This is a genomic window from Xylophilus ampelinus, from assembly GCF_003217575.1.
Taxonomy (GTDB): domain Bacteria; phylum Pseudomonadota; class Gammaproteobacteria; order Burkholderiales; family Burkholderiaceae_C; genus Xylophilus; species Xylophilus ampelinus.
This window is the reverse complement of record NZ_QJTC01000005.1, coordinates 24,333-46,479: the sequence shown is the minus strand read 5'-3', so window position 1 is coordinate 46,479 and position 22,147 is coordinate 24,333. Positions and strand designations below refer to the sequence as shown.

Sequence of the window (22,147 nt, the reverse complement as noted above, 5' to 3'; positions counted from 1 at the left end):
TCTCGGGGAAGGGCCAGTCGGGCGGATCGATCGCCGAAAGCCTACCGCATGAAGCCGATGGTGGGTGCCGGACAACCGAGCAATTTGCCTACCGGGGCTTGCCTACGTGCCGGCACTCGCGTTCGCACGGCGATTGTCACGACGGATCCGCAAAGCTAGGATGGCCTGATTCCGGTCCGGCGGCTGCGCGCCGCGCGCAGAACGACAGCCCCCTTCCAGGAGACCGACACATGAACGCCCGCCCCCCCGAAGTCCTCGCGCCCACAGTCAAGCTGCTGATCGGCGGCCGGTTCCTCGAGTCGAAGACGACCGAATGGCGCGACGTGGTCAACCCCGCCACGCAGGAGGTGCTGGCCCGTGTGCCCTTCGCCACCGCGCAAGAGATCGAGCGGGCCGTCGCCTCGGCCCGCGACGCCTTCAAGACCTGGCGCAAGACCCCGATCGGCACCCGCGCCCGCATCTTCCTCAAGTACCAGCAGCTGATCCGCGGACATATGGCCGAGCTGGCGGCCCTGCTGACCGCCGAGCAGGGCAAGACCCTTTCCGACGCCGAGGGCGACATCTTCCGCGGCCTGGAGGTGGTGGAGCACGCCGCCAACATCGGCACCCTGCAGATGGGCGAGCGGGCGACCAACGTGGCCCATGGCGTCGACACCTACACCCTGCTGCAGCCGCTGGGCGTCTGCGCCGGCATCACCCCGTTCAACTTCCCGGCCATGATCCCGCTCTGGATGTTCCCGATGGCGATCGCCACCGGCAACACCTTCGTGCTGAAGCCCTCGGAGCAGGACCCGATGGTCACCATGCGGCTCTGCGAACTGGCGCTGGAAGCCGGCGTTCCCCAGGGTGTGCTCAACGTCGTCCACGGCGGCGAAGCCGCGGTCAACGCGATCTGCGACCATCCGGACATCGAGGCGATCTCCTTCGTCGGCTCGACCCGGGTGGGCACCCATGTCTACCACCGCGGCATCGCGGCAGGCAAGCGGGTGCAGTGCATGATGGGCGCCAAGAACCACGCGATCGTGATGCCCGACGCGCACAAGGAGCAGACGCTCGACGCCCTGGTCGGCGCCGCCTTCGGCGCGGCCGGGCAACGCTGCATGGCGGTCTCGGTCGCGGTGCTGGTGGGCGAGGCCCGGCAGTGGATTCCCGCGCTGGTCGCCAAGGCCAGAACCCTCAAGATCGGCGCCGGCACCGAGCGAGGCGTAGACGTCGGCCCGGTGATCTCGTGCGCCGCGCACGAGCGGATCACCGGCTTCATCGCACGCGGCGAGGCCGACGGCGCCACGCTGGAACTCGACGGCCGCGGCGCCGCGGTGGCCGGCTTCGAGAAGGGAAACTTCGTCGGCCCGACGATCTTCTCGGGCGTGAAGCCCGGCATGGCGATCTACGACCAGGAGATCTTCGGCCCGGTGCTGTGCATCGCCTCGGCCGACACGATCGACGAGGCCATCGCGCTGATCAACGCCAATCCCAACGGCAACGGCACCTCGATCTTCACCCGGTCGGGCGCCGCCGCCCGCCGGTTCGAGGAAGAAATCGACGTCGGCCAGGTCGGCATCAACGTGCCGATCCCGGTGCCGGTGCCGCTCTTCTCCTTCACCGGCTCGCGCGGCTCCAAGCTGGGCGATCTGGGGCCCTACGGCAAGCAGGTGATCCAGTTCTATACCCAGACCAAGACGGTCACGGCGCGCTGGTTCGACGACGGCACCGTCTCGCAAGGCGTCAACACCACCATCAGCCTCCAGTGAAGCCTTGGAAAAGGCGAGTCGCGCCCGCACCGCCCAGATCGAGCCGGGCCACCGGAGCCCCACGCCATGAACTTCGAACTGACCGACCGACATGGCGACCGAGCTGGTCGCCGCCCGCCAGATGGTGCGACTGGCCGCCAGCAAGCTCGACGCGGCAGACCCCGACGCCACCACCTACTGCGCGATGGCCCAGCGCTTCGCGACCGACGTCGGGCTTGGTGTCTGCAACGAGGCGCTGCAGCTGCACGGCGGCTGTGGCTACCCGCACGACTACCCGCTGGAGCGGCTGGTGCGCGACACCCGGGCGCGCCAGATCCTGGAAGGCACCGACGAGATCATGCGGGTGATCGTGGCCCGCCGGATGCTGGAAGACGGCGCGCCGGACGCGCTCCGCTGATTGCTATTATTTAGATAGCTGCAGGCCGACGAACGGCGCCGGCCACAGGCACATTCGGTTCATAAAAAAGGAGACGCGACCATGGATATCGCCTTCATCGGACTCGGCAACATGGGCGGCCCGATGGCCCTCAACCTGCACAAGGCGGGCCACGCGGTGCGGGCCTTCGACCTCTCGGCCGCCGCCTGCGACCGGCTGCGGGCCGACGGCGTGCCGGTGGCCGCATCTGCTGCCGAAGCCGCGGCCGGCGCCGAGGTGGTCGTCAGCATGCTGCCCGCCAGCGCGCACGTCGAGAGCCTCTACCTGGGCGGTGCAGGCCTGCTGGCGCAGCTGGCCGCCGGGACGCTGCTGGTCGACTGCAGCACCATCTCGGCCGCCACAGCGCATCCGCAGCGCGCCGCGCGTCCCGGATAATCGCGGCCCATGAATCCCCTGCTCTCCGCACTGCAGCCCTACCCGTTCGAGCGGCTGCGGCAACTCTTCGCCGACGTCGCGCCCCCGGCCGGCCTGCGGCCGATCAGTCTGGGCATCGGCGAGCCCAGGCACCCCACGCCTCGCTTCATCCAGCAGGCCCTGGCCGATGCGGCCCTACAGCCCGGCGGCGGCCTGGCCGGCTACCCCGCCACCGCGGGCGACCCGGCATTGCGCAAGGCTTTCACCGACTGGCTGCGGCGCCGCTACGCCCTGGCGCTGGACCCGGCCACCCAGGTGCTGCCGGTCAACGGCTCGCGCGAGGCGCTGTTCGCCTTCGCGCAGACTGTGCTCGACCCGAGCCGGCCCGGCGCGACGGTGGTCTGCCCCAATCCCTTCTACCAAATCTACGAGGGCGCGGCCCTGCTGGGCGGCGCGACGCCCTACTACGCACCCAGCGACCCGGCCCGCAACTTCGGGGTCGACTGGGACGCGGTGCCGGAGGAGGTCTGGGCCCGCACCCAATTGCTCTTCGTCTGCTCGCCCGGCAACCCGACCGGCGCGGTGATGCCGCTGGACGAGTGGGCCAAGCTCTTCGAGCTGAGCGACCGCCACGGCTTCGTCGTCGCCTCCGACGAGTGCTACAGCGAGATCTACTTCCGCGACGCGCCGCCGCTGGGCGGGCTGGAGGCCGCGGCGAAGTTGGGCCGCGCCGATTTCCGCCGGCTGGTGGCCTTCACCAGCCTGTCGAAGCGCAGCAACCTGCCGGGCCTGCGCAGCGGCTTCGTGGCGGGCGACGCCGCCCTGCTCAAGGCTTTCCTGCTCTACCGCACCTACCACGGCAGCGCGATGAGCCCGGTGGTGCAGACGGCCAGCATCGCCGCCTGGGGCGAAGAGGCCCACGTGGTCGAGAACCGCGCCCGATACCGCGCCAAGTTCGCCGAAGTCACGCCGATCCTGGCCGAGGTGCTCGACGTGGCCCTGCCCGACGCCGGCTTCTACCTGTGGGCCGCCATCCCGGGCCGCTACGGCGACGACGACGCGGCCTTCGCCCGCGACCTGCTGGCTCAATACAATGTGACCGTTCTGCCCGGCAGCTACCTGGCCCGCGAGGCGCGCGGCGGCAATCCCGGCGCCGGGCGGCTCCGCATGGCGCTGGTGGCCGAGACGGCCGAATGCACCGAAGCCGCCCGCCGCATCGCCGCCTTCGTGCGCGGCCTGCCGCCGGCCCGGTTCGATTCCTGAAATTTCCCCTCCCGAGCCCTTGACATGACCCAGCAACTCCAGACCCTGATCGACGCCGCGTGGGACGACCGCGCCCAGCTCTCGCCCGCCTCCGCGCCCAAGGAAACGGCCGAGGCGGTCGAGCATGTGATCGCCGAACTCAACGTCGGCAAGATCCGTGTCGCCACCCGCCAGGGCGTCGGCCGGTGGACGGTCCACCAGTGGATCAAGAAGGCGGTGCTGCTGTCGTTCCGCCTGAAGGACAACGAAGTCATCAGCGCCGGCCAGTTGGGCTTCTACGACAAGGTGCAGACCAAGTTCGCCCACCTGTCGGCCGAGGAGATGAAGGCCACCGGTGTGCGCGTGGTGCCGCCGGCCGTGGCCCGCCACGGCAGCTACATCGCCAAGGGCGCGATCCTGATGCCGAGCTACGTCAACATCGGCGCCTACGTGGGCGAAGGCACGATGGTCGACACCTGGGCCACCGTCGGCTCCTGCGCGCAGGTCGGCAAGAACGTGCATCTCTCCGGCGGCGTGGGCCTGGGCGGCGTGCTGGAGCCGCTGCAGGCCAACCCGACCATCATCGAGGACAACTGCTTCATCGGCGCCCGCTCCGAGATCGTCGAGGGCGTGATCGTCGAAGAGAACTCGGTCATCTCGATGGGCGTCTATATCGGCCAGAGCACGCCCATCTACGACCGCGCCACCGACACGGTCAGCTACGGCCGCGTGCCGGCCGGCTCGGTGGTGATCGGCGGCTCGCTGCCGAAGAACGACAAGTACAGCCTGTACGCCGCGATCATCGTCAAGCGGGTGACCGCCGAGACCCGCGCCAAGACCAGCCTCAACGACCTGCTGCGCGACTGACGCGGCTTCGGGGCCGGCCCGCGCGGCGGGCGCCCCGGCCACGCACCGCCACTCCCCCGCTTCACCAAGGAACACGCGCATGGGCACGATGGAACGCATCCTCCGACTGATGGCCGAGAAGGAAGCTTCGGACCTGTATCTCTCGTCCAACGCACCGGCCACGCTCCGCATCAACGGCGAATGCGTTCCGGTGAACGCGCAGGTGCTGCCCTTCGAAGCGCCGCGCAACCTGCTGGCCGAGGTGCTGACGCCGCAGCGGATGGAGGAGCTGGAGGAAGCCGGCGAACTGAACGTCGGCTTCGCGATGAAGGACGTGGGCCGATTCCGCGTCAGCGCGATGCGCCAGCGCGGCTCGTTCGCGGTGGTGATCCGCTACATCAACAGCGAGATTCCGAAGCTCGAGACGCTCAACCTGCCGCCGATCCTGCGCGAGCTGGTGATGGAGAAGCGCGGCCTGCTGCTGATGGTGGGCGCCACCGGCTCGGGCAAGAGCACCTCGCTCGCCTCGATGATCGACAGCCGCAACGAATCGAGCACCGGGCACATCCTGACCATCGAGGAGCCGATCGAGCACCTGTTCCGCAACAAGAAGTCGATCGTCAACCAGCGCGAGGTGGGGGTCGACACCCAGTCGCTGCACATCGCTTTGAAGAACGCGCTGCGCCAGGCGCCCGACGTGATCCTGATCGGCGAGATCCGCGACCGCGAAACCATGTCCGCCGCGATCGCCTATGCCCAGTCGGGCCACCTGTGCCTGGCCACGATGCACGCCAACAACAGCTACCAGGCGCTCAACCGGGTGCTGAGCTTCTACCCGGCCGAGGTGCGCCCGACCCTGCTCGGCGACCTGGCCGCTGCGCTCAAGGCGATCGTCTCGCAGCGGCTGCTGCGCACAGTCAAAGGCGCGCGGGTGCCGGCCGCCGAGGTGATGCTCAACACCAAGCTGGTCGCCGACCTGATCGCCCGCGGCGACTTCGGCGGCGTGCAGGAGGCGATGGAGAAATCCATAGCCGAGGGCTCGCAGACCTTCGAGGAAGACATCGCCCGCCTGATCACCCACGGCGTCGTCGACCGCCGCGAGGGCCTGGCCTACGCCGACTCGCCGACCAACCTGGTCTGGCGGCTGCAGAACGATTTCGCGATGGCGTCCAAGTCCGCCGCCGCCGTCGCCGCCGCGGCCGTCGCACCGGTGGACGACAGTCCGTCGTTCACCGAGATCACGCTCGACGTGAAGCACTGAGAAGACGGCGCGAGCGCCTCCGCCGCGCCCGCCGCTTCCCATCCGGCCCGCTCCCGATTGGCCTTCCCCTCCCATCCCCGATCCGCCGATGTCGCGCACCCTGCAGCTTGCCGAGGAACTGGTTTCCCGCCCCTCCATCACTCCCGACGATGCCGGCTGCCTCGACATCCTGGTGCGCCGGCTGGAACCGCTGGGCTTCGTCTGCGAGCGGATGGACAGCGGGCCGGACGACTTCCGGGTGCAGAACCTGTGGGCAAAAAGAGCTGCAGCCGTTACGGAGCAACGACTTCAAGCTATCGATTCAATAGCAACAGCCAAAACGCTGGTCTTCGCCGGCCATACCGACGTTGTGCCGACCGGCCCGCTCGGGGAATGGACCACGCCGCCCTTCGTGCCGGCCCACCGCGACGGCCGGTTCTTCGGACGCGGCACCGCCGACATGAAGACTTCGATCGCCGCCTTCGTGGTGGCGCTGGAGGAGTACCTGGCGGCCGCGCCCGACACCCCGCTGACGCTGGCCCTGCTGCTAACCAGCGACGAGGAAGGCCCGGCCGTCGACGGCACCGTCGCCGTCTGCCGCACGCTGCAGGCGCGCGGCGAGCGGATCGACTGGTGCATCGTCGGCGAGCCCACCTCGGTCGAGCGCACCGGCGACATGGTCAAGAACGGCCGCCGGGGCACGATGAGCGGCAAGCTCACGGTGCAGGGCATCCAGGGCCACATCGCCTATCCGCAGCTGGCCCGCAACCCGATCCACGAGGCGCTGCCGGCGCTGGCCGAGCTGGCCGCCACCGAGTGGGACACCGGCAACGCGTTCTTCCCGCCCACCAGCTGGCAGGTCAGCAACATCCACGGCGGCACCGGCACGAGCAACGTGATCCCGGGCACGGTGGTGGTCGACTTCAACTTCCGCTTCTGCACCGAATCGACCGCCGAATCGCTTCAGCAGCGGGTGCATGCGGTGCTCGACCGGCATGGCCTGCAGTACGCGCTGCGCTGGACCCTCGGCGGCCAGCCCTTCCTGACCATGCCGGGCGACCTGCTGGACGCGGTGGGCGACGCGATCCGGGCCGAGACCGGCCTGGAGACCACCCTCTCGACCGCCGGCGGCACCAGCGACGGCCGCTTCGTCGCGCCGCTGGGCGCCCAGGTGGTCGAATGCGGCCCGACCAACGCGATGATCCACAAAATCGACGAACACATTCCGGTCGCCGACATCGAGCCGCTCAAGAACATCTACCGCCGCACCCTGGAAAACCTGTCCCGGCGGACGGTGGGCGCATGAACGTCCTCGATCGCATCCAGGCCGGCGCCCGCCAGCTGGAGGCCGCCGGCGTCGCCTTCGGCCACGGCACCGCCACCGCCTTCGACGAAGCCGCATGGCTGGTGCTGTGGCGCCTGGCGCTGCCGCTCGACGACCTGGACGGCGTGGCCGACCGCGCCGTCACGCCCGAGGAAGACGCGCGCATCGGCGCCCTGCTGGACGCGCGCATCGCCACCCGCAAGCCCTCCGCCTACCTGACCCGCGAAGCCTGGCTGCAGGGCGTGCCTTTCTACGTCGACGAGCGCGCCATCGTGCCGCGCAGCTTCATCGCCGAGCTGCTGGCCGACGGCGGCATCGACGGCTGGCTGGGCGAACACACCCGCCGGGTGCTGGACCTGTGCACCGGCAACGGCAGCCTGGCGGTGCTGGCGGCGATGGCCTACCCCGACGTGGCGGTGGACGCGGCCGACCTCTCGGCCGACGCGCTGGCTGTGGCGCGGATCAACGTCGACCGGCACGCGCTGCAGGACCGGATCACGCTGCTGACCTCCGACGGATGCTCCGGCGTGCGCGGGCCGTACGACCTGATCCTGTGCAATCCGCCCTATGTGAACGCCGGCAGCATGGCGGCCCTGCCCGCCGAGTACCGGGCCGAGCCCGAGATGGCCCTGGCCGGCGGCGCCGACGGCATGGACTTCATCCGCATCCTGCTGCGGGACGCGCCGGCCCGCATGGCCGATGACGCGGTGCTGGTGCTGGAGATCGGCAACGAGCAGGAGCACTTCGAGCGGGCGTTTCCCGGGCTCGAGACCGTCTGGCTGGAAACCTCGGCCGGCGACGACCAGGTGCTGCTGCTGACGCGCGACGCGTTGGTGAGCGCGTTCGGATAGCCGCCGTCGGCGACGGGCCGCAGCGCAGGGCCCGCCGCAGGCCCGGGATCAGGCCGCCGCCGTGTCGCCGTCGGCCACCACCCGGTTGTGGCCGGCCTCGCGGGCCTGCTGCAGATGCGCTTCGGCGCGTTGCGCCACCGCCTCGCCCCCGCCGTCCTCGCCCACCTCGGTGGTCGCCAGGCCCACGCTGACGGTGACGCGCGGCGCCACGGCGGAGGCGGCGTGCGGGATCCGCAGCGCCGCCAGGGCGTCGCAGAAGGCCTGCACCACCTTGCGGGCACTGCCGAGGCGGGTGTCGGGGATCAGTATCGCGAAACGGTCGTCCGAATACCGGGCGGCCAGGTCGGCCGGCCGGCGGATGCTGGTGCGCAGCGTCTGGGCCACCGCGCGCAGCGTGTCGGCCGCCAGGGCCCGACCGTGGCGGTCGGCATAGGCATCGAAGGCATCGAGTTCCACCATCGCCACCGACACCTGGGTCTGCGCGCGTTGGGCGCGCCGGCATTCCATCGTCAGCATGCGGTCGAAATGGCGGCGGTTGGCCACGCCGGTGACGGCGTCCTGCTGGCTCAGTTCCTCCACCTCCCTGCGGTAGGCCGACAGGCGCAGCTGGGTGGCGACCCGGGCGGCGACCACCGGCGCATCGAGCGGCGTGGTGACGAAATCGGCCGCGCCGAGCGCCAGGCTGCGCACGCCGTCGCCGGCGAAGGCCTGGCTGCTCACGAAAATCACCGGAATCTCGGCGGTGCGGGCATCGACCTTGAGCCGCCGCAGCACCTCGAAGCCGGTCATGTCGGGCAGCATCAGGTCGAGCATGACCAGGTCCGGGCGATGCTGGCGCGCCAGCTCCAGGCCCGCGGCTCCGCTCGCGGCGGTCAGCACGCTGTGCAGCGGCCCGAGCTGGGCCTGCAGCGCGTCGTTGCCGTCGGCGATCACCAGGACCGGCTGGTCGCTGCCGGCCGCGGCACCGTCGGCTGGCGGCGGTGGTGGGGCCGACGGTGCGGCGGGCGTATCTTCTGCGGAGGAGGGTGCGGAGGTCTGCATGGGGCCGAAAGTACCATCTTCCGGGCGCGCCGTCGCTCCGGGAGAGCCCCGGATCGCCAACCTTAGGCGCAAGACGACGAGCGGTCTTTCGACCGGCCCCGCGCCGATGGGCGAAAATGCGCCGTTCGGCGCCTTCCGCGCGCCGGTTTTCCGCCACGCGCGGCCGCGCCTGCGCGGTGGCCGGCCTGTGCCGGGCGGCCCGTCCGCTCGCCCCTTATTTTTCATGATCACACTCAAGAACGTCATTCTTCGCCGCAGCGCCAAGCTGCTGCTCGACCAGGCCTCGGTCGTCATCAACCCCGGGGAGAAGGTGGGGCTGGTCGGCCGCAATGGCGCGGGGAAGTCGACGCTGTTCGCGCTCTTCAACGGCACCCTGCACGAGGACGGCGGCGATTTCCACCGGCCTGCGGCTTGGCGCATGGCGCAGGTGGCGCAGGACATGCCCGAAACGTCGGAGTCGGCCACCGACTTCGTGCTGGCCGGCGACACCCGCCTGGGCGAACTGCGCGCCCTGCTGGCCGCGGCCGAGGCCGCCGACGACGGCATGGCCATCGCCCACGCCTACACCGACCTGGCCGACGCCGGCGAGTACGACGCGGTGCCCCGCGCCCAGGCGCTGATCCAGGGCCTGGGCTTCAAGTCCAGCGAGCTGGACCAGCCGGTCGACAGCTTCTCCGGCGGCTGGCGGATGCGGCTGCAGCTGGCCCGCGCGCTGATGTGCCCGTCGGACCTGCTGCTGCTCGACGAGCCCACCAACCACCTGGATTTGGACGCGCTGGTCTGGCTCGAATCGTGGTTGAAGGGCTACGCCGGTACCATGATCGTGATCAGCCACGACCGCGAATTCCTCGACGCGATCACCGACGTGACGATGCACATCGAGCATGCCAAGCTCAACCGCTACGGCGGCAACTACAGCAAGTTCGAGGAAATGCGCGCGCTGCAGATGGAGCAGCAGCAGTCGGCCTTCAGCAAGCAGCAGGACAAGATCGCCCACCTGCAGAAGTTCATCGACCGCTTCAAGGCCAAGGCCAGCAAGGCCAAACAGGCGCAGAGCCGGGTCAAGGCGCTCGAGCGGATGGAGAAGGTCGCGCCGCTGCTGGCCGAGGCCGAGTTCACCTTCGAGTTCAAGGAGCCGGGCAACATCCCCAACCCGATGATGTCGATCACCGACGCGTCCTTCGGCTATGCGGCCGAGGAAGAAGGCGCGGCGCCCAAGATCATCCTGCAGGGCGTCAGCAAGTCGGTGCTGGCCGGCCAGCGCATCGGCATCCTGGGCGCCAACGGCCAGGGCAAGTCGACCTTCGTGAAGACGGTGGCCCACGACATGGCGCCGATCGCCGGCGAGATCATCGAGGGCAAGGGCCTGCGGATCGGCTACTTCGCGCAGCAGGAACTCGACGTGCTGCGGCCCCAGGACACACCGCTGGAGCACATGATCCGGCTGGCCCGCGAGATGGGCGCCGACGCCAAGCAGCCCTCGCGCGAGCAGGACCTGCGCAGTTACCTGGGCACTTTCAACTTCAGCGGCGACATGGTCAAGCAGGCCGTCGGCACCATGAGCGGCGGAGAGAAGGCGCGGCTGGTGCTGGCCATGATGGTCTGGCAGCGTCCCAATCTGCTGCTGCTCGACGAGCCCACCAACCACCTGGACCTGGCGACGCGCGAGGCGCTGGCGATGGCGCTCAACGAGTTCGAAGGCACTCTCATGCTGGTCAGCCACGACCGGGCACTGCTGCGCTCGGTCTGCGACGAGTTCTGGCTGGTCGGCCGGGGCGTGGTCGGACCGTTCGACGGCGACCTGGACGACTACCAGCGCTATCTGCTCGACGAGGCCAAGCGCATGCGCGAAGAGGCCAAGACGGCCGAGCGCGCCGCCGTGGCCCCGGTCGCAGTCCCGGCGCCCGCGGCAGCGGCAGCGGCCTCCGAGGCCAAGGGCGCGTCGTCGAAAGCGCAGCGCCAGAACGATGCCCAGGCCCGCCAGCAATCGGCCTCGGCCGCCCGCCCGCTCAAGCGCGAAATGGAGCAGCTGGAGACGCGCATGGCGGCGCTGCAGCACGAGCAGTCGGCGCTCGAAGCCCGGATGCAGCAGACCCTGGCACCGGCCGAGATCGCCGATGCCGGCAAGCGGCTGAAGGCCGTCACCACCGAATCGGGTCGGCTGGAAGACCGCTGGCTGGAGCTGACCACCCAGCTCGAAGCCCTGGGAACCTGAGTCGCCGGTACTGGCGTCTGGCAGCCGCGCGAGCGGCCGACACGATGGTCTTGTAACATGTTCGGTGATCCTCGGCGCATCCGCCCTCCCCCGGTTCCTGCCCCGGGCATGGCGGCACGCCTTCACCCTGCAGCGCCCGGCGGGCGCTCGCCTCCTCCAAGGAATCTGCATGACCTTCAGCTATACCGACACCCAACTCCTGATCGACGGCCAGTGGTGCGATGCCGCCAGCGGCAAGACCCAGGACGTCGTCAACCCGGCCACCGGCAAGCCGATCGGCAAGGTCGCCTTCGCCGGCATACCCGACCTGGACCGCGCACTGGCTGCCGCCCAGAAGGGTTTCGAGGCCTGGCGCAAGATCCCCGCCAACGAACGCGCCACCACGATGCGCAAGGCTGCCGCCCTGCTGCGCGAACGCGCCGGCGACATCGCCCAGCTGCTCACCGCCGAACAGGGCAAGCCGCTGGCCGAGGCCAAGGGTGAAGTCCTGGCCGGTGCCGACATCATCGAATGGTTCGCCGACGAGGGCCGCCGCGTGTACGGCCGCATCGTGCCCTCGCGCAACCTGCTGGCGCAGCAGCATGTGCTGAAGGAGCCGATCGGCCCGGTCGCCGCGTTCACGCCCTGGAACTTTCCGATCAACCAGATCGTCCGCAAGCTGGGCGCGGCGCTGGCCAGCGGATGCTCCTTCCTGGTCAAGGCGCCCGAAGAAACTCCGGCATCGCCGGCTGCCTTGCTGCGCGCCTTCGTCGACGCCGGCATACCGGCCGGCACCGTGGGCCTGGTCTTCGGCGACCCGGCGGAAATCTCGGGCTACCTGATCCCGCATCCGGTCATCCGCAAGGTGACCTTCACCGGCTCCACCCCGGTCGGCAAGCAACTGGCCGCCCTGGCAGGCGCGCACATGAAGCGCGCCACGATGGAGCTGGGTGGCCACGCGCCGGTGATCGTGGCCGAAGACGCCGACGTGGCCCTGGCGGTGAAGGCCTCGGGCGGCGCCAAGTTCCGCAATGCCGGCCAGGTCTGCATCTCGCCGACGCGTTTTCTGGTCCACAACAGCGTGCGCGAAGAATTCACCCAGCTGATGGTCGAGCACGCCGAAAGCCTCAAGTTGGGCGACGGCGCCGCCGACGGCACCACTCTGGGCCCCTTGGCCAACCCGCGCCGCCTGAGCGCGATGGCCAAGATCCTGGACGACGCCCGCAACACCGGCGCCAAGGTAGCCACCGGGGGCGAGCGCGTCGGCAACGACGGCAACTTCTTCGCGCCCACCGTGCTGACCGACGTTTCGCTCGACGCCGACGTGTTCAACAACGAGCCCTTCGGCCCGATCGCAGCGATCCGCGGCTTCGACAAGCTCGAAGACGCGATCGCCGAGGCCAACCGCCTGCCCTACGGCCTGGCCGGCTACGCCTTCACCCGCTCGGTCAAGAACACCCACCTGCTGAGCCAGCAGATGGAAGTCGGCATGCTCTGGATCAACCAGCCCGCCGCGCCGACACCCGAAATGCCGTTCGGCGGTGTCAAGGATTCGGGCTACGGTTCCGAAGGCGGCCCCGAGGCGATGGAGGGCTATCTGGTCACCAAGGCCGTCTCGATCATGGCCGTTTAAGTCGATCGCGCGGCGGCGGGCGCAAAAAGCGGTCCCGCAGCAGCTATAATCGTAGGCTTTGCTGCTGCCGGCGCAGCCGGTAAAGCCCTTCAGAGGGACGTTAGCTCAGTTGGTAGAGCAGCGGACTTTTAATCCGTTTGTCGTGGGTTCGACCCCCGCACGTCCCACCAGACACAGTAAGGCTCCGCTGCTATTCATTTAGTAGCGGAGCCTTCTTTATATTCCCACCGTGGGATTTGGATGCTCATCTGCAGGCGGCCCGCATTTGCTCGTTCGGTGATGGTCAGAGTCCCACTCCGAAAGCCCTGCCGCCAGCGCCGCACAGGCCAGCGCCGTCCGCCGGCTGATCGCAAGCAGCTTGCCAGATGTCCGACTGCGGCCGGCCACCATGTCCGCGTAGCTGCCGCGGCTGATGCCGAGCGCAGCGGCTGCGGTGTCGTACGTGTAGCCCATGTGCGCCTGCCAGGCGCGGAGGTCGTCGGGGGTCACGCCGCCGACCCCAGATCAACCTCACGACCGCGCCACCATTTGGTGGGGTCTTTGCCGTCGCCCGCGTCGAAGCGCTCGACCTGGGTTTTGGAGACCGAGTACCAGTCGCTCACCATGAATTTGTCTCCAGTGCCGATGACGCTTGCTTCCAGCTGGTTGCCGGATTTGCGGAACCACAGCTTTCTGGAAGAGATGTCGTTCGCGAACCTCGCGACGTCCTGATTTCCGCCGGTGCTGTCGTTCTCCTGAATCGTGTCCACACCATATCCGCGGGCAAGCCAGTAGGTATCGTTGCCCGCACCGCCCACCAGCACATCGGCTCCCGCGGCGCCGTCGAGATAGTCCGCTCCGGCGCCGCCCGTCAGCGTGTTGGCCCCCGCATTGCCCTGTAGCGCGTTGTCCAGGTTGTTGCCGGTGCCGTTGATCGCGGCCGAATCGGTGAGCGTCAGATTTTCCACATTCGCCGAAAGGGTGTAGCTCACGCTCGACACCACCGTATCGGTGCCCGCGTTGGCCGCTTCCACCACCCTGTCCGCCGTGTTGTCGACCCAGTAGGTGTCGTCTCCGGCCAAGCCCGTCATGGTGTCCGCACCGGCACCGCCGTCTGTCGAAAGTCCCGGCGGTTGCGGTACTCGTGCCGGTCAAGGTCTTCTTGCCGGCGTCGAATGCCAACCAGCCCGGCAGGGCAGCCCCTGTCGCCAAAGCGGCGGAGTAGGTCAGCACATCCGCCTTGTCCTCGTCGACGACGATATGATCGTGTCATTTTTCGACATGTCTGTAGACTCGATCACCCGATCGGCCTCATCATCGACTACATAATAATCATCTTCCCCCCGCCGATAAGCATGTCGTCGCCACCGCCACCATTGAGAACCAGACCACCGGATAATTGGTCGCATCGATCGTATTATTCTCGCTATTGCCAACAAGCTTGATTATATTATCTGAGCCTTTGCCATCATATGCGAGATAGGTCGGGAGATAGCCGTAGTAACCTTGATAATAAACCGTATTCTGCTTCCAGCCTATCAAAACAAGATTTTCGACATTCTCATCGAGGGTGCGGTTTTTTGCATCCAGATAGAGGGTGTCGTTTCCTTCCGATGGGGATTCGATCAGCGCACCTTCCGAGTAGGCCCCTCTATTAATCGAGAGATCGATGTAGCTGTCGTCGCCGGCGCTTCCTACAAGGCGATCCGTGCCTTCGCCACCATTCAAAAATATTATTTCCGGATTTTCCGATAATCACGTTGTCGGAGCTGTTTCCGATGCCGACGAGGTCCAGCGGGCCCGTCAGCACGAGCCGCTCCACATTGTCCGGCAAACCATACGATACCGAACTGCTGACGGTGTCAGTGCCCTCGTTCGCGCTTTCGCCGATCGTGTCGGAAACAGGGTCTACCAAATAACTGTCATCGCCCGCGGTGCCCTGCATGGCGTTCGCGGTACCCTGCATATCGGTGATGCGACTTTGTATATCCTGGATATTCCACCGCGCCCGTTTTCGAACTCTAATGTCTCGATGGCGTTCTCCGATGCGAAGTAATCCGGGATCCACGCCTGCTCTCCATTCGGCAGTACCACCATCAGAGAATCGGCAACCGAGAACCGCGTCGTCGGTTGAAAAAATTCCTTGGCAGGAAGGGGGGTGGACGTGCGAATCAATCTCAGATTCTCGGCGTCGATGCCGGGCCCGAATCGCAGCGTGTCCGCGCCGCCCGTGTTGCGGATCACATCGTGCCCGTCGCCGAGACGCAAAAGGTAGACGTCATCTCCCAGACCGCCGTCGAGCGTGTCGTCGCCGGCATCTCCCGACAGCACGTCGCTTCCGCCTGCGCCCTGAAGCGCGTCATCGCCAGCGCCGCCTGTCAAACGGTCATCGCGGAAGTCGAAGCCGACGAACGTGTCGGCCCGGGTACCGCCCGTCAATGCGCGATCGCGCAGATTGTCCACCGTCCAAATGGTTTTTTCATCACGAATGAATGATTCGGCTGCGATTTGCAGGTTGCCATAAGACAGGTATTCTGCGATGGTCGGTGCGATCATTTTTTAACTTTCCTTGGCTTCAAAGATTGATTGACAAAACGGACAGTTTGAGAGGTTCGTACGGTAAATCCATGGCGCGGTGCGAACTCAGGACATGCGTTATTTGCAGCCAGTAGCCAAGGAGAGCGCCCGCCCAATCGTTTCGCTTGATATTCGCTTGAACGTCCGGCGCAGTTACATCCTTTTTTCTCACGGCTTTGACGGAGCCGTTGTAGCGGTACCTAACGCCGTCCGAGGGGTCTATTGCTTCGACGTATTGATAACCAAATCTATTCGTGGGAGGATTTTGACCGGCAGCAATCTGTGGCCAACCGTCATAATAGCTTTTCAAAAATAATTCGATATATCCTTTTCCGCCAACATCACGACCATAAGGGTCATCCAGTGCATACTTATTCTCAAAGTTGAGTTTATCGGGCCGCAGCCTCATCAGAAAAACGCCCTCCACGTTCTCCACCGTGCGGTGAATAAAAACGCCCGACTTCTTGCACAGCTCCTGAAACATCTCGCCGGCGATGCGCTGGCGTTCTTTCATCGACTGTTGTTCGACGGCTGTGGTGACGGTGGCTGTCGCGGCATGCCCGGATGCGCTGGTGCCGCCGGCCAGGGCCAACAGCAGGCAGAGCAGTCCGATGCGCATGCGGGTTGGTATTCGGTGCGGGGTTTTCATGGCGTCACCTGCCCTTTGCTGGCGGCTGCGTGCCAAGGGCGGTTCTGTCTTCTTTCCTGTAGATGTAATCGCCTTCTAGTCGTTGATCTGCTTCGGCATGCTGCTACTCTTTCAATAGCATGGTTGCCTCCGCAGGCTGCAAGTGCCGTTTGCACGGCCTCCTGGCCCTCTGCCGGGGCGGCGGAGTAGTCGCCGTCCAACCGATCGTCGCTATCTTCTTTCCATAGCAGATACGCCAGAGCCGGTGGGTCGGCTGCGATATGCAGGACGCGGCAGACAGTGCAGAGTACGGCCAATGCTCGGTCTCGGCGGGATATTGTTAGCGTGCCATCTATAAATGCTGGAGGATTCCCCGTGGGTTCTTCTACCGACCCGCTCTGCATGCCCGATTCAGCACTGCCATCCGCCATCGCCATTCCTCCCGAGACTGTGTCGCTCGTGTAAAGAAGTGCGCGAAGTTAAACCCTATTCAAACAAGAAAACAGAGAAATATGGAGAATTTTGCGGCGCTCTTGGGAATCGTCTTGCCGACACCACGGGTAACCGCTCAGCGCGACTGGACAACCCGGATTACCTGATGGCCACCACCGTCTTGGGCGAATGCGGACGGACGATGCTTCGCGACCTTCAGCGCGCCGGACACGCCCTGCCTGCGGTCGGCTCTGTCTGTTGGGCTGGTCATGGACCGGATTTAATTCGGCCTGGTCGCGCACTATCGAAGTTCCGAACCGCAGACGACGGCCCGTCATCCCGCGATCCACTACCTTCGGCGCCATGAGCATCCTGTCCTCTCCCTCGTCGCCCCAGCCCTTCGCCACTGGTCTGGAGAGCCGGGCGCGGCCCCTGCGCGCCGCCATCACCGCGGCGACGCGCATCGCCGAACCGGAGGCCCTGGCGCTGCTGCTCGCCCTGGCCCGGCTGCCGCCCGACACGGCACGTTCGGCCCAGGTCCTTGCCGAACGGCTGGCCGGCACGCTGCGCGATCGCAAGGCCGACGCCGGCCGCGCCGGCATCGTGCAGGGGCTGCTGCAGGAGTACGCGCTCTCGTCGCAGGAAGGCGTCGCCCTGATGTGCCTGGCCGAGGCGCTGCTGCGCATCCCCGACGCCGCCACCCGCGACGCGCTGATCCGCGACAAGATCGCCCACGGCGACTGGCGGCAGCACCTGGGCAAGAGCCCGTCGCTGTTCGTGAACGCCGCGACCTGGGTCCTGCTGCTGACCGGCAAGCTGGTGGCGACGCACAGCGAATCGGGCCTGTCGTCCGCTCTGGCGCGGCTGATCGGCCGGGGCGGCGAGCCGCTGATCCGCATGAGCGTCGAGCGCGCGATGCGCATGATGGGCGAGCAGTTCGTGACCGGCGAGACCATCGCCGATGCGCTGGCCCATGCCCGCACCCGGGAGGCGCAGGGCTTTCGCTATTCCTACGACATGCTGGGCGAGGCGGCGCTCACGGCGGCCGACGCCGCCCGCTACCTGCGGGACTACCAGGAGGCGATCGACGCGATCGGCCGCGCCTGCGCCGGCCGCGGCGTGCAGCAGGGGCCGGGCATCTCGATCAAGCTCTCCGCCCTGCACCCACGCTACGGCCGCGCCCAGTACGACCGGGTGATGCGGGAGCTGTATCCGACGCTGCACGCCCTGGCCGTCCAGGCGCGCCGCCACGACATCGGCCTGAACATCGACGCCGAGGAGTCCGACCGGCTGGAGCTGTCCCTCGACCTGCTGGAGCGCCTCTGCTTCGCACCCGAACTGGCCGGCTGGGACGGCATCGGCTTCGTGATCCAGGCCTACCAGAAGCGCTGCGGGCAGGTGGTCGATTGCGTGGTCGACCTGGCGCGGCGCAGCGGCCACCGGCTGATGGTGCGCCTGGTGAAGGGGGCCTACTGGGACAGCGAGATCAAGCGCGCCCAGGTCGACGGCCAGTCGGGCTATCCGGTCTACACCCGCAAGGCGCACACCGACGTCTCCTACCTGGCCTGCGCGCGCAAGCTGCTGGATGCGCCCGATGCGGTCTATCCGCAGTTCGCCACGCACAACGCCCACACGGTCGCGGCGATCCACGAGATGGCGGGGCCTGCCGGCTACGCGCCGGGGCAGTACGAGTTCCAGTGCCTGCACGGCATGGGCGAGCCGCTGTACGAGCAGGTGGTCGGCCACCCGTCGCAGGGCGGGCTGGGCCGGCCGTGCCGGATCTACGCCCCGGTCGGCACCCACGAGACCCTGCTCGCCTACCTGGTCCGCCGGCTGCTGGAGAACGGCGCCAACACCTCTTTCGTCAACCGCATCGCCGACCCGACCATCCCGCTCGCTGTGCTGGTCGAAGACCCGGTCGCCGCGGTCGATCGGCTCGCCGACGCCGAAGGCCACGCGGGTTCGCCGCATCCTGCGATCCCGCTGCCGGCGGCGCTCTACGGCTCGCTGCGCGCCAATGCGCTCGGGCTGGACCTGGCCGACGACCGCACGCTCGCGACGCTGGCCGGGTCGATGCAGGCGGCGCACGCCCGGCAGGCGTCCGCCGGCCCGCTCACGGCCTGCGCACCCGTGGCGTCGCCGGCGCCGGTCGCCGTGCGCAACCCGGCATGCCGTAGCGACGTCGTCGGCCATGTGCAGGAATCGTCCGCGGAAGATGTGGACGCGGCCGTCGCGGCAGCCGCCGGCCATGCGGTCGCCTGGGCCGCGACGCACCCGGCCGAGCGGGCCGATGCGCTCGACCGCGCCGCCGCCGCGCTCGAGGCGGACATGCCCGAACTGTTGGGCCTGCTGGCGCGCGAGGCGGGCAAGATCGCCTCCAACGCGGTCGCCGAGGTGCGCGAAGCCGTCGATTTCCTGCGCTTCTACGCGGCGCAGGTGCGTCGTGACTTCAGGGTGGACGCGCACCGGCCCCTGGGGCCGGTGGTCTGCATCAGCCCCTGGAATTTTCCGCTGGCCATTTTCGTGGGGCAGGTCGCGGCCGCGCTGGCGGCCGGGAACACGGTGCTGGCCAAGCCCGCCGAACAGACGCCGCTCGTGGCCGCGCACGCGCTGCGCCGGCTGTGGCAGGCGGGCATTCCGCGCGCGGCCCTGCAGCTATTGCCCGGCGACGGCGCGACGGTGGGCGCCCGGCTGATCGCGGATGCGCGGATCCAGGGCGTGCTCTTCACCGGCTCGACCGAGGTCGCGCGGCTGCTGCAGAAGACGCTGGCAGGCCGGCTCACCGCCGACGGGCGAACGGTGCCCCTGATCGCCGAGACCGGCGGCCAGAACGCGATGATCGTCGACTCGTCCGCGCTGGCCGAGCAGGTGGTGGCCGACGTGCTCGCCTCGGCCTTCGACAGCGCGGGCCAGCGCTGCTCGGCACTGCGGTTGCTGTGCGTGCAGGAAGACGCGGCCGACCGCATCCTGCGGATGCTGCGCGGCGCGATGGCCGAACTCCGCCTGGGCGACCCGGCGGTGCTGTCGACCGACGTGGGCCCGGTGATCGACGCCGAGGCCCGCGACGGCATCGAGCGGCACATCGCGGCGATGGCCGCCCGGGGCTGCACCGTGTTCCGCGCCGCCGCCGGCCAGGACGCGGCGGCCGCAGGCACCTTCGTCGTGCCGACCCTGATCGAGCTGGACCACGCCGGCGAACTGCAGCGCGAGGTCTTCGGCCCGGTGCTGCACGTGGTGCGATGGCGGCGCGAAGACATCGGCGCGCTGCTGGACCAGATCGCCGCCACCGGCTACGGCCTGACGCTGGGCCTGCACACCCGGATCGACGAAACCATCGCCCGGGTGTTGGCCGCGGCGCATGCAGGCAACCGCTATGTGAACCGCAACATGGTGGGCGCCGTCGTCGGCGTGCAGCCCTTCGGCGGAGAGGGCCTGTCGGGTACCGGCCCCAAGGCCGGGGGGCCGCTGTACCTCTACCGCCTGCTGGCTTCGCGGCCGGAGGACACGCAGGCGCGGGCACTCGCGCTGATGCCGCCGCATGACCGAGTCGCAGGTGCCGCGGCCATAGACCCGCCGCCGCCCGCACGCCCGGCCCTGGCGTCGCTGCAGCGCTGGCTGACAGCCGAGGGGCTCGCGTCGGTAGCGGCCCTCTGCACCCGTTTCGCAGGCCAGTCCCGCAGCGGCGCTGCTCTGGAACTGCAGGGTGCCACCGGGGAACGAAACGTCTACACCCTGGCGGCCCGCACACGGGTGCTGTGTCTGGCGGACGATCCCGCCGACCGGCTGACGCAGCTCGCCGCCGTGCTGGCCGTGGGCAGCCGCGCCCTGTGGTCGGCCGCGGCACCGGCGCTGCGGGCGCGCCTGCCGGCCGATGTGCAGGCGCGGATCGACCAGGCGGCCGAGGCGCGCCTCTTGGAGGAAGACTTCGACGCGGTCCTCCACCACGGCGATGCGCCCGCGCTGCTCGACTGGACCCGGCGGCTGGCGGAGCGGCCCGGTGCCATCGTCGGTGTCGTCGCCTGCCGCCCCGGCGAGCGCGACCTGCCGCTCGAACGACTGCTGGTCGAGCGCTCGACCAGCGTGAACACGGCGGCCACCGGTGGAAACGCGAGCCTGATGTCGATCGGTTGATCGATACCGGATCAAAAATGGCCGAGGTCGTCGTGCGGCAACGACATCCAGCTATATTTTTTATAGCATTCGTCTCTCCACGCCGCCCGGCCTGTACCGCGCCACGGTCGGACGTACGTCAGGCCGCGCGCGCCTCGGGCTCTGCCTTGCTGTCGTCGAAATCCGCTGCCGTTTCCTCCACGCCGAGCGCCGCTGCCGGCACGCTGTACGAGCGCACCACCTCATGGATGAACTGTAGCTTGGCGATCGCCTCGCGCGGCAGGATGAAGGGGTAGTAGTCGGGCTGGCCCATGCTGCGGGTCAGCTCGTTGAGCGCGTGGGTCAGCACGATCCAGGAATTGAGGAAGGCGAGGAAGGCGGCGGCGTTCGGATGGTCGGGCCGCCATAGGTCGTCCAGCGTGTACGGATCGCTTTCGATATCGACGTTGTTCGCATCGATGCCGAAACTGACGGCGGTGTCCACCGTGTCGGCCATGTGGAGGTAGTGCGCCCAGGTCTCGGCCCAGTCTTCCCAGGAGTGGGTGGTGGCGTAGCTGGTGACGTAGTGCAGCGGCCAGTCGGCCGGCGGGCCGTTCTCGTAATGGCGCTTCAAGGATTCGCCATAGTCGACCGATTCGTCGCCGAAGAGCGTGCGGTACGGCTGGTGCCAGACGGTGTCACGCACCAGGCGATCCCAGTAGTAGTGGCCGATCTCGTGCCGGAAGTGGCCGAGCAGCGTGCGGTACGACTCGCGCATCTCGGCACGGATCTTCTCGCGCCGCGCGTCGTCGGCCTCATCGATGTTGAGGGTGATCAGGCCTTCGTCGTGGCCGGTCAGCACCTTGGGGCCGCCGGGGACCTGTTCCACCATGTCGAACATCAAACCGTTGGGCCGCTCTTTGCGGGTCTCGATCGGCAGTGCCAGGGCCAGCAGCTGCGACAGCAAGCGGCGCTTGGCGATCTCCAGCTTGCGCCACAGTTCACGGTTCTCTTCCTTGGCAAGGTCGGGGATAGTGCGGGTAGTGCTGCACGAGAGGCAGAAGCCCGGATCCAGGTTGTGCGGCGTGTGCCGGTGGGCGGTCGTGCCGCCGGGGATCAGCCAGTTGCAGGCCGAGGGCGCCTCCAGATTGGCGCAGCGGTGCACGATGCGGTCGGAGCCGGTGCCGGAGATCACCCAGTCGCCGGGCTGCACGCCGGGCTCGATCGCCACCACGGTCCGCATGGCCGGGTCGTAGCCCAGCGAGCGACCGCAGTTGAGGCACAGGCTGTTGCGCAGGAACAGGGGCTTGCCGCAAACGCAGCGGTAGGCGCGGCTGGTGGTGGGGCCGACGGCGGTGATGAGGCAAGAGGTCATGGTCGTAGGAGGCCGTTGCAAAAAGGGGTTGGCCGGCAATATGACCGGCCCGGCCCGTGCGGCACGTCGGCCGAGTGCCCGAAAGCGGTGCGGGCGTTGCCGCACCCGCCGGTCCCTTCGCCCTGCACAAATCAGCTGCGTGGCTGCGTGGCTGC

General features: G+C 68.1%; 16 protein-coding genes, 1 tRNA gene and 3 pseudogenes. 12 read left to right on the top strand and 8 right to left on the bottom strand.

Going from position 1 to position 22,147, the window contains the following annotated elements:
- Positions 1-230: 230 nt before the first annotated feature.
- The 8 genes and pseudogenes from DFQ15_RS05260 to prmB all read left to right on the top strand — a co-directional run bounded on the left by DFQ15_RS05260 (position 231) and on the right by prmB (position 8,044).
- Complete coding sequence (locus DFQ15_RS05260) at positions 231-1,751, top strand: CoA-acylating methylmalonate-semialdehyde dehydrogenase (protein ID WP_110464967.1); 1,521 nt, start codon at positions 231-233, stop codon at positions 1,749-1,751.
- A gap of 88 nt (positions 1,752-1,839) precedes the next feature.
- Positions 1,840-2,148 (top strand): annotated as a pseudogene (locus DFQ15_RS05255) (acyl-CoA dehydrogenase family protein); the annotation flags it as partial.
- 81 nt (positions 2,149-2,229) lie between these two features.
- Positions 2,230-2,532, top strand: a pseudogene (locus DFQ15_RS05250) (NAD(P)-binding domain-containing protein); the annotation flags it as partial.
- 39 nt (positions 2,533-2,571) lie between these two features.
- Positions 2,572-3,804: a succinyldiaminopimelate transaminase gene (gene dapC / locus DFQ15_RS05245; protein ID WP_110464964.1), complete on the top strand. Its 1,233-nt coding sequence runs from the start codon at positions 2,572-2,574 to the stop codon at positions 3,802-3,804.
- Between the two features lie 24 nt (positions 3,805-3,828).
- Positions 3,829-4,650 carry a 2,3,4,5-tetrahydropyridine-2,6-dicarboxylate N-succinyltransferase gene (gene dapD, locus DFQ15_RS05240; RefSeq protein ID WP_110464963.1) on the top strand — a complete coding sequence of 274 codons (822 nt, stop codon included), beginning with the start codon at positions 3,829-3,831 and terminating at the stop codon, positions 4,648-4,650.
- A 79-nt stretch (positions 4,651-4,729) separates the two neighbouring features.
- Positions 4,730-5,890 (top strand): PilT/PilU family type 4a pilus ATPase, encoded by a 1,161-nt coding sequence (locus tag DFQ15_RS05235; RefSeq protein ID WP_110464962.1) that lies wholly within the window; start codon positions 4,730-4,732, stop codon positions 5,888-5,890.
- Between the two features lie 88 nt (positions 5,891-5,978).
- The gene (dapE, locus tag DFQ15_RS05230; protein WP_110464961.1) at positions 5,979-7,175 is read left to right on the top strand and encodes a succinyl-diaminopimelate desuccinylase; all 1,197 of its coding nucleotides are present in this window, start codon (positions 5,979-5,981) and stop codon (positions 7,173-7,175) included.
- Complete coding sequence (gene prmB, locus DFQ15_RS05225) at positions 7,172-8,044, top strand: 50S ribosomal protein L3 N(5)-glutamine methyltransferase (RefSeq protein WP_110464960.1); 873 nt, start codon at positions 7,172-7,174, stop codon at positions 8,042-8,044. Before dapE ends, prmB begins: the two co-directional genes overlap by 4 nt.
- 48 nt (positions 8,045-8,092) lie before the next feature.
- On the opposite strand, the gene DFQ15_RS16975 is transcribed toward prmB, so the two are convergent.
- A complete protein-coding gene (locus tag DFQ15_RS16975) occupies positions 8,093-9,085 on the bottom strand; it encodes a GGDEF domain-containing protein (RefSeq protein WP_158529006.1) in 993 nt (330 codons plus the stop codon).
- 223 nt (positions 9,086-9,308) lie between these two features.
- On the opposite strand from DFQ15_RS16975, the gene abc-f reads away from it, so the two are divergent.
- The 3 genes from abc-f (at position 9,309) to DFQ15_RS05205 (ending at position 13,082) form a co-directional block, all read left to right on the top strand.
- The gene (abc-f, locus tag DFQ15_RS05215; RefSeq protein WP_110465035.1) at positions 9,309-11,300 is read left to right on the top strand and encodes a ribosomal protection-like ABC-F family protein; all 1,992 of its coding nucleotides are present in this window, start codon (positions 9,309-9,311) and stop codon (positions 11,298-11,300) included.
- Positions 11,301-11,469: 169 nt separating this feature from the next.
- The gene (locus DFQ15_RS05210; protein WP_110464959.1) at positions 11,470-12,912 is read left to right on the top strand and encodes an NAD-dependent succinate-semialdehyde dehydrogenase; all 1,443 of its coding nucleotides are present in this window, start codon (positions 11,470-11,472) and stop codon (positions 12,910-12,912) included.
- Positions 12,913-13,006: 94 nt separating this feature from the next.
- A tRNA-Lys gene (locus DFQ15_RS05205) sits at positions 13,007-13,082 on the top strand.
- A gap of 46 nt (positions 13,083-13,128) precedes the next feature.
- Here DFQ15_RS05205 and DFQ15_RS05200 read toward each other — a convergent pair.
- From DFQ15_RS05200 to DFQ15_RS16965, 6 genes and pseudogenes are all read right to left on the bottom strand, one after another.
- Complete coding sequence (locus DFQ15_RS05200) at positions 13,129-13,401, bottom strand: helix-turn-helix domain-containing protein (protein WP_199399815.1); 273 nt, start codon at positions 13,399-13,401, stop codon at positions 13,129-13,131.
- Complete coding sequence (locus DFQ15_RS05195) at positions 13,398-13,982, bottom strand: calcium-binding protein (protein ID WP_110464958.1); 585 nt, start codon at positions 13,980-13,982, stop codon at positions 13,398-13,400. Before DFQ15_RS05195 ends, DFQ15_RS05200 begins: the two co-directional genes overlap by 4 nt.
- 88 nt (positions 13,983-14,070) lie before the next feature.
- Positions 14,071-14,124, bottom strand: a pseudogene (locus DFQ15_RS17700) (hypothetical protein); the annotation flags it as partial.
- Between the two features lie 99 nt (positions 14,125-14,223).
- A complete protein-coding gene (locus DFQ15_RS16970) occupies positions 14,224-14,619 on the bottom strand; it encodes a hypothetical protein (RefSeq protein WP_146228652.1) in 396 nt (131 codons plus the stop codon).
- A 180-nt stretch (positions 14,620-14,799) separates the two neighbouring features.
- Positions 14,800-15,447 (bottom strand): calcium-binding protein, encoded by a 648-nt coding sequence (locus DFQ15_RS18110; RefSeq protein ID WP_110464957.1) that lies wholly within the window; start codon positions 15,445-15,447, stop codon positions 14,800-14,802.
- 19 nt (positions 15,448-15,466) lie between these two features.
- Positions 15,467-16,117 (bottom strand): hypothetical protein, encoded by a 651-nt coding sequence (locus DFQ15_RS16965; protein WP_146228651.1) that lies wholly within the window; start codon positions 16,115-16,117, stop codon positions 15,467-15,469.
- A gap of 774 nt (positions 16,118-16,891) precedes the next feature.
- Here DFQ15_RS16965 and putA point away from each other — a divergent pair.
- Complete coding sequence (gene putA / locus DFQ15_RS05185; protein WP_110464956.1) at positions 16,892-20,659, top strand: trifunctional transcriptional regulator/proline dehydrogenase/L-glutamate gamma-semialdehyde dehydrogenase; 3,768 nt, start codon at positions 16,892-16,894, stop codon at positions 20,657-20,659.
- 118 nt (positions 20,660-20,777) lie between these two features.
- Here putA and DFQ15_RS05180 read toward each other — a convergent pair whose 3' ends face one another.
- Positions 20,778-21,992 (bottom strand): zinc-binding metallopeptidase family protein, encoded by a 1,215-nt coding sequence (locus tag DFQ15_RS05180; protein WP_110464955.1) that lies wholly within the window; start codon positions 21,990-21,992, stop codon positions 20,778-20,780.
- Positions 21,993-22,147: the final 155 nt, after the last annotated feature.

Bases quoted from the DNA above. Each gene is read 5' to 3' on its own strand.
- dapE (WP_110464961.1), top strand. From the start codon at position 5,979: ATGTCGCGCACCCTGCAGCTTGCCGAGGAACTGGTTTCCCGCCCCTCC.
- abc-f (WP_110465035.1), top strand. From the start codon at position 9,309: ATGATCACACTCAAGAACGTCATTCTTCGCCGCAGCGCCAAGCTGCTG.
- DFQ15_RS05260 (WP_110464967.1), top strand. From the start codon at position 231: ATGAACGCCCGCCCCCCCGAAGTCCTCGCGCCCACAGTCAAGCTGCTG.
- putA (WP_110464956.1), top strand. From the start codon at position 16,892: ATGAGCATCCTGTCCTCTCCCTCGTCGCCCCAGCCCTTCGCCACTGGT.
- DFQ15_RS18110 (WP_110464957.1), bottom strand. From the start codon at position 15,447: ATGATCGCACCGACCATCGCAGAATACCTGTCTTATGGCAACCTGCAA.
- prmB (WP_110464960.1), top strand. From the start codon at position 7,172: ATGAACGTCCTCGATCGCATCCAGGCCGGCGCCCGCCAGCTGGAGGCC.
- dapD (WP_110464963.1), top strand. From the start codon at position 3,829: ATGACCCAGCAACTCCAGACCCTGATCGACGCCGCGTGGGACGACCGC.
- dapC (WP_110464964.1), top strand. From the start codon at position 2,572: ATGAATCCCCTGCTCTCCGCACTGCAGCCCTACCCGTTCGAGCGGCTG.
- DFQ15_RS16965 (WP_146228651.1), bottom strand. From the start codon at position 16,117: ATGAAAACCCCGCACCGAATACCAACCCGCATGCGCATCGGACTGCTC.
- DFQ15_RS16975 (WP_158529006.1), bottom strand. From the start codon at position 9,085: ATGCAGACCTCCGCACCCTCCTCCGCAGAAGATACGCCCGCCGCACCG.
- DFQ15_RS05195 (WP_110464958.1), bottom strand. From the start codon at position 13,982: ATGACGGGCTTGGCCGGAGACGACACCTACTGGGTCGACAACACGGCG.
- DFQ15_RS05180 (WP_110464955.1), bottom strand. From the start codon at position 21,992: ATGACCTCTTGCCTCATCACCGCCGTCGGCCCCACCACCAGCCGCGCC.
- DFQ15_RS05210 (WP_110464959.1), top strand. From the start codon at position 11,470: ATGACCTTCAGCTATACCGACACCCAACTCCTGATCGACGGCCAGTGG.
- DFQ15_RS05235 (WP_110464962.1), top strand. From the start codon at position 4,730: ATGGGCACGATGGAACGCATCCTCCGACTGATGGCCGAGAAGGAAGCT.